Annotated in this window: 8 protein-coding genes and 2 pseudogenes; 2 read left to right on the forward strand and 8 right to left on the reverse strand. The window is 40.5% G+C overall.

Annotated features, from left to right (window positions below; translation table 11 throughout):
• Positions 1-243 (forward strand): annotated as a pseudogene (locus ACFIMG_RS02220) (P-type DNA transfer ATPase VirB11); the annotation flags it as partial.
• An 830-nt stretch (positions 244-1073) separates the two neighbouring features.
• Here ACFIMG_RS02220 and ACFIMG_RS02225 read toward each other — a convergent pair.
• The 8 genes and pseudogenes from ACFIMG_RS02225 to ACFIMG_RS02260 all read right to left on the reverse strand — a co-directional run bounded on the left by ACFIMG_RS02225 (position 1074) and on the right by ACFIMG_RS02260 (position 11384).
• On the reverse strand, positions 1074-1280 hold the full coding sequence (locus ACFIMG_RS02225; RefSeq protein ID WP_375678944.1) for a type II toxin-antitoxin system RelB/DinJ family antitoxin: 207 nt from the start codon (positions 1278-1280) through the stop codon (positions 1074-1076).
• A 202-nt stretch (positions 1281-1482) separates the two neighbouring features.
• Positions 1483-1728, reverse strand: a pseudogene (locus ACFIMG_RS02230) (HigA family addiction module antitoxin).
• 913 nt (positions 1729-2641) lie between these two features.
• The gene (gene glmM, locus ACFIMG_RS02235) at positions 2642-4015 is read right to left on the reverse strand and encodes a phosphoglucosamine mutase (protein ID WP_375613213.1); all 1374 of its coding nucleotides are present in this window, start codon (positions 4013-4015) and stop codon (positions 2642-2644) included.
• A gap of 549 nt (positions 4016-4564) precedes the next feature.
• Complete coding sequence (gene ftsH, locus ACFIMG_RS02240; protein ID WP_375678945.1) at positions 4565-6727, reverse strand: ATP-dependent zinc metalloprotease FtsH; 2163 nt, start codon at positions 6725-6727, stop codon at positions 4565-4567.
• Between the two features lie 114 nt (positions 6728-6841).
• Positions 6842-8329: a tRNA lysidine(34) synthetase TilS gene (tilS, locus tag ACFIMG_RS02245; RefSeq protein ID WP_375678946.1), complete on the reverse strand. Its 1488-nt coding sequence runs from the start codon at positions 8327-8329 to the stop codon at positions 6842-6844.
• An 18-nt stretch (positions 8330-8347) separates the two neighbouring features.
• Positions 8348-9904 carry a tol-pal system protein gene (locus ACFIMG_RS02250; RefSeq protein WP_375693559.1) on the reverse strand — a complete coding sequence of 519 codons (1557 nt, stop codon included), beginning with the start codon at positions 9902-9904 and terminating at the stop codon, positions 8348-8350.
• 52 nt (positions 9905-9956) lie between these two features.
• On the reverse strand, positions 9957-10478 hold the full coding sequence (gene pal / locus ACFIMG_RS02255) for a peptidoglycan-associated lipoprotein Pal (protein WP_273790460.1): 522 nt from the start codon (positions 10476-10478) through the stop codon (positions 9957-9959).
• Between the two features lie 204 nt (positions 10479-10682).
• Positions 10683-11384, reverse strand: coding sequence for a DUF1013 domain-containing protein (locus ACFIMG_RS02260; RefSeq protein ID WP_273790461.1), 702 nt, complete (start codon positions 11382-11384; stop codon positions 10683-10685).
• 368 nt (positions 11385-11752) lie between these two features.
• Between ACFIMG_RS02260 and ACFIMG_RS02265 the strand changes: the two genes are divergently transcribed.
• Positions 11753-12499: a YebC/PmpR family DNA-binding transcriptional regulator gene (locus ACFIMG_RS02265; RefSeq protein WP_254492472.1), complete on the forward strand. Its 747-nt coding sequence runs from the start codon at positions 11753-11755 to the stop codon at positions 12497-12499.
• Positions 12500-12736 lie beyond the last annotated feature (237 nt).

Here is a 12736-nt window from a genome sequence, read left to right on the forward strand (position 1 = left end):
AATGTCAACTCTGGTCACCCCGGCTCCATTACCACCGTCCACGCCTCAACAGCACTTGCAGCCTTCGAACAAATGACCCTTTTAGTCAAAGAAAGTGACGGTGGTGGTAATTTAGCGCGCGATGATATCCGTGGCTTATTAATCTCGATGATAGATGTCATCATCCAATGCAAACGCCTTGAAGGAAAATTTCGTGTAACAGAAATCTATTACGACCCCTTCAAACGCCGTGATGCTTTTTAAAAAAACAAGCACCCTCACACCCTTTTTTATAAGCAAAAACTATACCAATAGAGCTTTCTTAAAAACACGATTAATCGCTTCAAGTTCAGTGTCAATAATCGAAAACAACAAGCAAAAAGAAGTAAAAATATCACCTCCATTCCCAATCACGAATGCGCCCCACAGGAAAACCAAAACGTGCCGAAAATGATATCTATAACCCTATATTTTTTCTGATTTTTTTTGACATCAACATTTGCAGGAATATCGATACAAAATTCAGTATCTGCTTCACCTTTAGCTTCAGACAAAAGCTTCACAAACACCTTGTAATATACGAGATCCTGCTTTATTTGCCTTATCCATTATTATTCTTTTCGATATTCATCAAAGCGCAGTTAAATTTTTCTTCAATGCATTCCTTTCTGATTTTGTCAAATTACCTCAAAATGATTGACTGTAAATATCTTCGATCAACACCGGAATATTTTAACCACCAAAAAAGGGTATAACCTTATATCCCCCACTTTTACTCTTATGCTTTTAAACCTAACTTTCCTTGGCTTTCTCTTAACCCTTGCATAAGACCACCAGCATCTGAATGAGTAGCAATAAAAGAAACAATATCAAATAATTATTCAGGCGATATGCCTTCTTCTTTCACAGAAATTCAATAAGCTGCCATTTCAATCACGGTTTGCATACATCATTCAATATACGGAAACACCCATAACGATAATGATGTAAATGAAAAGCTAATTTGAAGTGAATGATCAGAAATATCAAATATCCAAATGACAAAACAAATCTTACCTATCTTCAGCTATATCTCTTTACCCTTGTCACTTCTCTTAACCCTTATCACTTTTCTCAAAAGTTTTAAGCGTTTTCGCATTAGAAATAGACATATCAAACGGCAATCCTCTTTCATCAACAACTTTTGTCAAAGCAATTCGTATGAAATCAGACACCGTAAGTCCTAAACTTGCTAATATTTCACCAGCTTCTTTTTTACGTCCTATCATGTGGGTTCGTACAACGTCTTTTGTCACACCCATATTAAACCCTCTTTTGATTACCTCTCTTTTACCGTATGACTTAATAGGGCTTATACAGCTTAAGGCTTTATCCTTGCCCTTACCGTATCATATCTATTGATCTTGCACGCGCTATTGCGTTGATTTTCTCCTGTTGTCTTTGTTGCAAAAACTTAACTGCCATTTGAAACTCTTTTATGCAATCTTGATCATGAGACTGTTGTTAAAAAATTGCTTTTGATAGATCATAATTTGTTTGCATAGCAAGCCAAGCACGTGCTGTGCTTACACCAGACATTTCAAGCCTAATAGCAAGATTAGCTCTCATAGCGGCTTTTCCATTTAAAACTCTAGAAAGTGCTACACGAGATATACCAAGCTACTCTGCTGCTTCATTAACGGATAAACCAAGCTCTTTGATCACATCTTCACGCAATAATTCACCGAGATGTGAAGGATTCTTCATCATTGTTTAGACCTGCTTTTTGATGACAATCCAGATAATCAACCATTTCCACATCTATGCTATCAAAGCGAAATATTACGCAACAATTTCCATTTACAGTAATTGACTAATAATCCTTGGAATCACCCTTTAGCAGATGTAATTAAAAGGATGGATAACTCAAATCTTTTGGCGATACATCTCCTTCAAGAGCACTTAGAATACGCTTTAATTTTTGAGCATGGGTGGTTCTAATCCCTTTAGTCGTGCCAATATTATAGCAGGATTCAATCCTTTTAGGTTTAAATCTTAAAATCATAAATGAATATAGAGTGTACCCCTCCAAGATACAAAAAATGTTCATTATTTTTACATCACACGGCTTTTTTTACTTTATAAACATTAGAACTATCGTGAAAAAAATTGATCATTTTCATCTCTTTCTCATTATTCTACTAATTATTGGAAAAGTATAAGCTCATAATTAGGGGGCGCTAAACGTAATAGGAGCGTATCATATCCCCAATTGGCAGCGGCACTTAGAAACATCAAGATGATATAACAACAATGATCATTGCTGTTTGATGTTCATGGGGCGCTGCACCCGCTGGATATCCAGTAAAAAGAATGAATAACACTAATAAACTCTCCCCCTACAAACTCTGTTAAACTAATAACCGGTTTACGAATAAGTAAAAGAAAAAGGAAAATCAAAAAAAGGCATATTTTTCATATCTTACGAAATATAGAGAAATCTATACGCATTGTAGTTATTAGAATTGGACTTTTCCCTTTTTTATTTAATTTGTTCGTAGATAAAGTATCCATTACCGTTATTACATCACTGAGTTAATAATCATACCTTTTGTAATTGCCAAAATCCCGCATTAAAATCAGACCTTTATTCAAAGATGATCTGATAATTTTCTCAAAAAATTCAAGATTCCTCAAGTGCAGTCCCCATGCGTACATCATGATGAATAATAACATCCATCAACTCTGTCACGACAGTGTCTAATACTTCTCGTGCATCGCCTTCAGCCATAAGGCGGATAACCGGCTCAGTTCCAGAAGCGCGGATCACCAGCCTTGCCTCTTTCCCCAACCGCTTCTCTGCTTGATCAATGGCCGCTTTGACGGGATTTTTTTTCAAGACATTTTTATTTTTAATCGTTACATTTTTTAAAATTTGCGGTACAGGTTCAAACCGTTTACACAATTGGCTCATAGGGCTTTGACTTTCCTTCATACAGGCTAAAATCTGCAATGCAGCCACCAAACCGTCACCCGTTGTACCAAAATCACTAAGCACAATATGCCCAGAAGCCTCACCACCAACATTATATCCCTTTTGGCGCATGGCATCGACAACATAACGATCTCCAACTTTTGTCCTTACAAGGTGCAACCCTTTGCTATTCAAGAAACGTTCCAGTCCAAGATTTGACATAATCGTTGTGACAACACCATTGCACCGTAATCGTCCCATTTTATGCCAATTTTCAGCAATTACAGCAATTAACTGATCTCCATCAACCGTTTGTGCTTTTTCATCAACAATGAGAACCCGATCTCCATCTCCATCAAGAGCAATCCCCACATCAGCACGCACTTCATGCACTTTTCGTTTTAAAGAGCTTAAATCGGTTGATCCACATTTTTGATTAATATTGGTCCCATTGGGTTCATCATGAATAGCAAAAACCTCAGCCCCCAATTCCCATAAAGCACGGGGAGCCGCTTTATAAGCAGCCCCATTGGCACAATCCACAACAATACGCACAGTATCTAAGCGAACATCACGCGGCAAAGTTCGTTTGGCATATTCAATATAACGATAAATATCCCCCTCAACCCGTTTTGCATAACCAATTTCGGCAGAACTTGCTAAAGACTTTGAAAGATCTGTATCGATCAATTGTTCAATTTTCGCTTCCATATCATCTGAAAGCTTAAAACCATCAGGACCAAAAAGTTTAATTCCATTATCATAGAACGGATTATGAGAAGCAGAAATCATCACCCCAAGATCCGCTCGCAAAGAGCGGCAAAGCATTGCAACAGCAGGGGTTGGCACTGGACCCAATAAAAAAGCTTCCATCCCCGCAGCAGTCAATCCTGAAACCAAAGCGTTTTCCAACATATAGCCAGATAATCGTGTATCCTTGCCAATCACCACACGATGAGATTGATGTTGTGAGCGAAATAAAACCCCTACAGCCATCCCCACCTTCATGGCAAAATCGGGTGTCATAGGAAATGAATTGGCTTTCCCCCGAATTCCATCTGTACCAAAATATTTTTGCACCATGCCTCTTTCCTTTAATATATAATTCTTCCCTTGTTTTTTTAAAAACCTAACAAGCCCCCTTGGTACAATAGTCCTCCTCTCCCCGTATAAAATCAGATCATTGATCTTAAACCTTCATGCATTTAGACAATCAAGCCCCCTATTCACCATCTACATATCTAAACCACTCTCAAGCAATTATGTTTACACCCTTACACATAAAAGCAATATTATCTCCTCAAAATGCTCATACATCCCTTTAACACAACCAACGGATAATTTCACACACTTGCTAAATCCGTAAAGAAACCCAGCACCAAACCTCATACCCTACCAAATCAGCAAGGAAATCTATCGCCTAACCTTACAACCCCCTACCACATTAGAAAAGCAACAGTCCACCTCGCCTTGTAGCATGCTAAAGCCGCCATCATACAACGGCTTTGCTTAATTTTTTGCTTCCATATTTTTGCAAATATTACAAGAAAGGCGCAAACAAAACTTGCGCCTTTCTCAAAGAATTTAGAAGTTTTCCTAAAACATCGTCACTCAAGCGGTATTAAATAATTCTTATTTTTCTTTATCATCTCCCGCAGTATTGGACTTTTTTTCAGCATTACTTTTAGAGCGGTTGACTGATTTTGTAGTACCTTTTGTGCTTTGTGCTTTTTTCTCAGTCTCATCCGATTGCACTTCTTTAGACTGAGCCTCCTTAAGCTCAACATTACCCGATTTTGCTGTTTTTTTCCCAACAGCTGCCTCTGCTTTACCTGCCTTGCCTTTATCGATCTCTTCTTTATGAGGCACTGTTTTAGGGGCTGCTTCAGCGTTTTTTTCATCCACCACTGTTGTCTCTGTTCTGACCGTTCCAGTTTTTGGAACAGAAGACCCCCGTGGCGCAGCACCCTCATCTTTCTGTGTGCGTGAAGGAGGCTTTCCTGCAATAACTTCGTTAATTTCAGCTCCCGTTAAAGTCTCATATTCCAACAAACCTTGTGCCAAAGCAAACCATTCTTTTCTTTTTGTTTTCAAAATGTTTGTCGCATTTTTATAGGCATCATCAATAAGCTTACGCACTTCCATATCAATCATGCGCGCTGTTTCTTCAGAGACATTTTGTGTTCGCGCAACAGAATGACCCAAAAAGACTTCATCTTGGTTATCGCCATAAGCTACATTTCCAAGCAGATCAGAAAATCCCCACCGTGTGATCATCGCGCGAGCTAATTTCGTTGCTTGCTCAATATCAGAAGAAGCACCGGAGGTGATATTTTCCTTTCCAAACTTTAATTCTTCAGCCACACGTCCACCCATCATAATGGCCAGACGAGAAATCATCCACCGATAACTCATGGAATAGCGATCGCCTTCAGGCAATTGCATCACCATTCCCAATGCTCTTCCCCTTGGAACGATTGTTGCTTTGTGGACAGGATCAGCAACCGGCACATTAAGAGCCACAATAGCATGTCCTGCTTCGTGATAGGCAGTGAGTTCTTTTTCCTCTTGTGTCATAGCGGTTGAACGACGTTCCGCCCCCATCATCACCTTATCTTTGGCATCTTCGAATTCTTGCATCGTGACAACTCTTTTATTACGGCTTGCAGCCATAAGAGCAGCTTCATTGACCAGATTCATCAGGTCCGCACCGGAAAATCCTGGTGTTCCCCTTGCCAAAATTTTCAAATCAACGTTAGGCGCTAAAGGCACGTTGCGCACATGCACTTTCAAGATTTGTTCACGCCCAGAAACATCAGGGTTTGGCACAACAACTTGTCGGTCGAAACGCCCTGGTCTTAACAAAGCGGGATCAAGCACATCGGGACGGTTTGTTGCGGCAATAAGAATAATACTTTCATTGGGCTCAAACCCATCCATTTCGACAAGCAACTGGTTTAAGGTCTGTTCACGTTCATCGTTTCCACCGCCAAGACCAGCCCCCCGATGGCGCCCAACAGCATCGATTTCATCAATAAAGATAATACAAGGTGCATTTTTTTTAGCCTGTTCGAACATATCGCGCACACGGCTTGCCCCAACACCAACAAACATTTCAACAAAATCAGACCCTGAAATGGTAAAGAATGGCACATTGGCTTCACCGGCCACAGAACGTGCTAGCAAAGTTTTACCGGTTCCTGGAGGACCAACAAGCAAAACACCGCGTGGGATACGCCCCCCTAAGCGTTGAAATTTTTGTGGTTCGCGTAAAAATTCAACAATTTCTTGAAGATCTTGCTTTGCTTCTTCTACGCCAGCAACATCTTTAAAGGTAATACGTCCTTGCGCTTCATTAAGCAATCTTGCTTTCGATTTCCCAAATCCCATTGCACCGCGTGATCCATTTTGCATTTGCCGCATAAAAAAGACCCACGCCCCCACGATAATAATAACAGGCAACAAGGAAAAGAGGAGATTGAGGAAAATGCTATTTCCAGAGCTTTCAGGAATAGCTTTAACATTGACGTTTTTACTTTCCAATTTTTGTATCAAACCTGGATCGCGAGGAGCATAGGTTGAAATAGCTCTATGTTCAATGGTTTTTCCTGTTAATTTTTGACCTTGAATGGTCACAGATTTCAACTCATTATTCTCAACTTTTTGCAAAAATTCAGAATAGGAGACTTCTCCACCACCAGAACGTTGGCTATCTCCATTAAAGAGAGAAAACGACACAATCAAAATCAATGCAATAACTCCCCAAATAAGGAGAGAGCGGTAATTGGAATTCATATTCAGCCCACTTAATCAAATATAGATTTCAAACAGTTCCCCTTAACATATAACCTTGTCAGCCCCTTGCCAAGGGATGAGAAGCTGTTTATTTTCTTTTAGAGTAATTTTCCTTTATCTTTTCACCTCAATATTAAAAAAAGGTTCCACAACATTCACCAAGGCAGCATCTTCTCGTGAGGAAAGCCAATCGAAAGGTGCCATAATCCGCTTGACGATAACATGTTTATGAACAACTGCTTGAGAAATCAACTCTGGAATATCATACCCTTTATGATTTGAGATCATCAGCAGCGATTGTAAAGAGGGAAAATGAGGCTTTTCAAGCTCAAAATCGCTATTTTTTAATAAAAATTTCAGCTGTTCTAAATTTGCGGCTCCAACCTTTATAGCCTCATATCCATGATTTGTGATATGATAGCGCCCATCCCATATAAAAGTTTTATCTGGCTCAACGATAGCCTCTTTTATATTTCGCCCTTCACGCCACAAAGAAATTCCCTGCTTGTTATATTCAATAACAGAGCCCGCATAAGTAAAACGCTGCTTTTCTGGAGAATCGAGACAGAGTTTTTGAACAAGCATGCTTAATTTCTGATTGGGGAGCAAATAAAATCCCCCTCCCATCAGCACAGCAAAGAGCCCCACCACAAAAGGAAAACTGGAATGTTTCTGTAAAAACAGCGCAGGCTTTGCTATGAAACAACGCCCATGTTGGACAGTAATATCCAGCGCTAAGATCAAATCAGCAATATTTTTGGCTTGTTGACGACGCTGCAATGCGGCTTCATTTATTTTTTGAGCAATATAAGCCAATTTTTGTGGAGAAAGAGATTGACGCACGCGCACACGTTCAAAATTGCGATCTTCATTGGTTGGATCATCAATCCATGTTTGTCCTTGTAAGCGTAAATAATTCCGTAATGTTTGGCGTTTTACACCAAGGAGTGGCCGAATCAAACGCACTTTTCTATGCAACAACGCCTCACGCGGAATACAGGATAAACCACGTTCATAGAGGGGACCATCGTTTTTTTCGGCAATATTTTTTCTTGTTTTTCTGGTATGATCCTCATCACGTATGGCAACAGCTTCACCGCGCAAAATACCAACAAAACCACTGGCATAAACCTCATCGCGCATGGCAACAGCTTCACTATATAAAGCACCTCTATTCTTTTGGAGACGTTGATACCGCATTTGATAGGTCTCAACCTGATCATTGAGTGTATGCCCCGTCATAATAAGTGATGCGCCTTGTTTTTGTGCTTCTTTAACCAAGAGATCATAGCGTGCAACACGCGCGCTGGAAGCAATATGCGTCTTTGGCTTTTCGCCTTCCCATCGCACAGTGATATGTTGAATATCATGGACACGACAAATTTTCGCAACAGTTTCTGCCTCACGCATCGATTCTTTACGCAATTGATGATCAACCGTGACAACAATCATTTCTGGAGGAAATGCGAGAGTTTCCAAATGCTCTTTGACCAAAAACATCAAAGCCAAAGAATCACTTCCCCCTGAGACGGCAAGAATCAACTTCTGACATTGAATAAAATCCGATGTTTTAAAGAGATTTCTTGCCAGTCTAACGCACACCGAAAACGACCTCGCTGTTTATTTTGCAGGTTTACAAAAAACAGATGCTAATGTTTGTTGACGTTTTGATTTTTTCACAAAATGAGCACAATCGTCTTTATTTGGCTCAAGAGCGACCATACTTCTTGCTAATTTCAGTAAAATCTCGGAGGTATAGAGCTTCTTTTTATCTGCATACCATGCGGTAAGATAAACTTGTGCTGCTTCATGATAGCGTTTTTGCCCCAACAAAGATTCGGCCAACCAAAATAAAGCATCATCACTCAAAGAATCTTTTTTGTAACGATTTTGAAAAGCGCAAAAGCTTTTTTCAGCATCAACATAGTTAGCAGAACGAATAAAATCATACCCTTCCTTATACAAAGCTTTAGAAGAAGAAAGATTGTCACTCTGATGTGCTTCAATTGGAGCACTTACTTCATGCGCTTTGTTAAAAGGTTGACTGTTTTCATGGTCATGGCTCTCCACCTTAGCTTCCACAGCAGCAACCTTTGTCTGATCACCTGTACTATGGTCCTGCTCCATCTCTTCCTTTACAGTCTGAGATTTTTCATCTACAGCAGACTTTTCAAAAGAACAAGAATAAACAGAAGAGGCTTCTGTATCAAAAAGCTCGTGAAACTGCTTGTTAACATTTTTTAAACTGTTATGCTCAAGCACCATTCGTATCTTATGCAAAAGCTTATCTAAATCATAATCTTTAAATAAAGCCTGTTGATTCTCTAAAATAATCCCTTGGTGCTCCGCAACACTAGTAGCTTTTTCCACCACATCAGATGCTGCTTTATCAGCTGCTTCAGGTGCTTCTTTCACTGCATCGACAGCCTTATTAACAGCGTCAGTGGCTTTTTCCACCGCGCTAGATGCTGCTTTATCAGCTGCTTCAGGTGCTTCTTTCACTGCATCGACAGCCTTATTAACAGCGTCAGTGGCTTTTTCCACCGCGCTAGATGCTGCTTTATCAGCTGCTTCAGGTGCTTCTTTCACTGCATCGACAGCCTTATTAACAGCGTCAGTGGCTTTTTCCACCGCGCTAGATGCTGCTTTATCAGCTGCTTCAGGTGCTTCTTTCACTGCATCGACAGCCTTATTAACAGCGTCAGTGGCTTTTTCCACCGCGCTAGATGCTGCTTTATCAGCTGCTTCAGGTGCTTCTTTCACTGCATCGACAGCCTTATTAACAGCGTCAGTGGCTTTTTCCACCGCGCTAGATGCTGCTTTATCAGCTGCTTCAGGTGCTTCCTTCATAGCATCAACAGCCTTATTAACAGCGTCAGTGGCTTTTTCCGCTGCATCAGATGCTGCTTTATCGGCTGCTTCAGGTACTTTCTTCACTGCATCAACAGCCTTATTAACAGCGTCAGTGGCTTTTTCCGCTGTATCAGATGCTGCTTTATCGGCTGCTTCAGGCGCTTTCTTAACATCATCAGTTGCCTTATCAACTGCATCAACTTTATCCGTATCATGTGCAGGATATTCGGAAGCCTTTCGTGCCGCACTTTGAACAAGTGAAGTAGAACAAGCTATGAAAACCCCCATATAAAAGAGTGTTTTCCAATTGATTTTACGATACATTCTTTTTTCCCCTTAAGAGCTTATTAAATAGTTGAAACAAACAATCTTCTTTTTAATGACTATTCATGTCATTCAACGTTGTCACAGCACGTCGATTTTGATTCCAACAGGAAATATCATCACATACTGCTACAGGTCTTTCTTTTCCGTAAGAAATTGTTTGAATCCGTTGTGCAGACACACCTAGAGACACCAAATAGTTTCGCACAGCAACAGCACGGCGCTGTCCAAGTGCCAAGTTATATTCACGTGTTCCCCTCTCATCAGCATGACCTTCGATCATAATAGAATAATAAGGATAATGAAGCAACCATTCTGCTTGGCGCGTTAAAATACGTTCCGCATCAGCATCAAGTGAAGAAGAATCGAGACCAAAAAACACGCGATCACCCACATTAACCGTAAATTCCTGTCCTGAACCTGGTGACATCTGATTCAAACCAGCATCATTCATATAAGCGCCATTCATACCGTTAAGTGCACCAACATTTTTTTTGCCACACCCACCCAAGCATAGTGAGAAAAGAAAGAGGATAGCTAAGGAATGAGAGATGGTTTTTTTGGTAGAGCGCATAGTCCGTTTCTCCTTGAATTTCGTAAAGAAGGGTCAATTCTTAAAAATATTTTTAAGAATAACCGTTAATTCCTAATGAAGACGAAATTTTTTCTGTTTTTTTTCGTCCTCATTTTTACTTTTAAGTCTCTGCCAATTTTTCTTCTCTTTGGCCATTCCTCTAACATTTCCATAAGAAATGTTTCCCTTATGCGTCATGGCTTTTTATGCATCATCTTGATCTTGATCTTGACGATTTTTTTGCAGCGCGTTCAGCTTTGCAAAAACTTTATCAGCGTCAAAAGTCTTATGCAGATTGTCTTCACTCTCATTTTCCTCTAGAGCAGCGTTTTCCGTCACAGAAGCGGGAAGCAACGACCTATCTTCTTCTGCAGCAACAGGGCGATTTTTCGCCGCACGCTGGAGCTCAAAATCTAAATCGATTTGCGAACACAAACCAAGACCTACAGGATCAAGAGGAACCAAATTTGCACTATTCCAATGGGTTCTAAGGCGGATTTGTTCAATTGTCGCTTTTGTTGTCCCAATCAACCGTGCAATTTGTGCATCTTTCAACTCGGGATGGTTTGTAACCAACCATAGGATACCATTGGGACGATCTTGGCGTCGAGAAAGAGGGATATAGCGCGCCCCTTTACGTTTTTTTTCAGGAATATGCACCCTCGATTGAGAAATTTTCAATCGTGCGTTTTGATCAGCCTCCACCCGTGCAATTTCACTGCGCGTCAATTGCCCAGAACTAATCGGATCTAAACCTTTAATACCATAAGCCGCATCACCATCGGCAATAGCTTTTACTTCCAAGACATGCAATTTACAAAATTCTGCAATCTGATCAAAAGAAAGAGCTGTATTATCAACCAACCAAACAGCTGTTGCTTTGGGCATCAAAAGTTGCGTTGCCATTTTTATAAATCCTCTTCTGCGCCTCTTCTATGAGGCAGGTTACCGCCCACTCAAGAGCACTGGAACTTTTTTATATGTTTAGGTCTCTCCAACCACTCCTAAAACAAAGCGAGGCATGGAATAAACCATTTTGCTATGAGATTACATTCTGTTATAGCGTTATTTTTGCTCAACGACAAGAGATCTCTCTTGTAATGATCCTCAACTAAGGTGTCTTTACCTTTAAGATGAATTTTCTTATAAAGGGTTTATTCGATTATTTCACCTCATGCTGTGGCACATTTATTCTGGTGGGATGCGTGCTTTATCGCCTTAAATTCTAAAGAGTATCCAACTGGCAAAAAAGCCCTCAAATAGGAAGGAAAACTATGGCAGGCCATTCACAATTTAAAAATATTATGCACCGTAAAGGGCGTCAAGATGCAATGCGCTCGAAAATATTTTCTAAACTTGCACGCGAAATTACCGTAGCAGCAAAACAAGGTGCTCCTGATCCAGCCATGAATCCACGTTTAAGGCTGGCTGTTCAAAATGCCAAAGCACAATCGATGCCGAAAGATAATATTGAACGCGCGATTAAAAAAGCGTCAGGCGCCGATGTCGAAAATTATGATGAAGTACGCTATGAGGGCTATGGACCAGGTGGCGTTGCCGTCATTGTTGAAGCTTTAACCGATAACCGCAACCGCACCGCTTCAAATGTGCGCGCCGCCTTCACAAAATCAGGAGGAGCCTTAGGGGAAACAGGATCGGTCAGTTTCATGTTTAATCGGATTGGTGAAATAATCTATAAGCCAGAAGCAGGGACAGCCGATAACATCATGGATGCAGCAATTGAAGCCGGTGCCGAAGATGTGCAATCAGAAGAAACCGGACATCATATTACCTGCGCATTTGAAGATATTGGTGAAGTTTCCAAAACACTTGAAGCAAAACTTGGTGAAGCAGAATCGATTAAAACGATTTGGAAAGCCACCACCCTTGCACCAATAGATGAAGAAAAAGCTTTGTCCGTTTTACGACTGATTTCAACATTAGAAGAAGATGATGATGTGCAAAATGTTTATGCAAATTTTGATGTCAGTGATGAGATTTTGGCAAAATTGTCTGTATAATTCCCATCATTTGCATAAGCCCTCTCTTCATGCATGAGGGCTTCAAAAGCATCTGTCACCCCTCCTCTTTATCCGCACATATAAAAGCCCCGCGTCAATAGCGGGGTAAGCCATTGATGCAACAAGAAACCACAATCAATCGCAGAAAACATAATCCCAAAAAGAAAAGCATACAAAACTCTGTAGCCTCACGCCTTTCTTACATGCCCCAAAGATTATCCCTATATCCCCTCTCTA

It is taken from the genome of Bartonella sp. AP11XZML (genome assembly GCF_042196445.1).
Lineage (GTDB): Bacteria > Pseudomonadota > Alphaproteobacteria > Rhizobiales > Rhizobiaceae > Bartonella.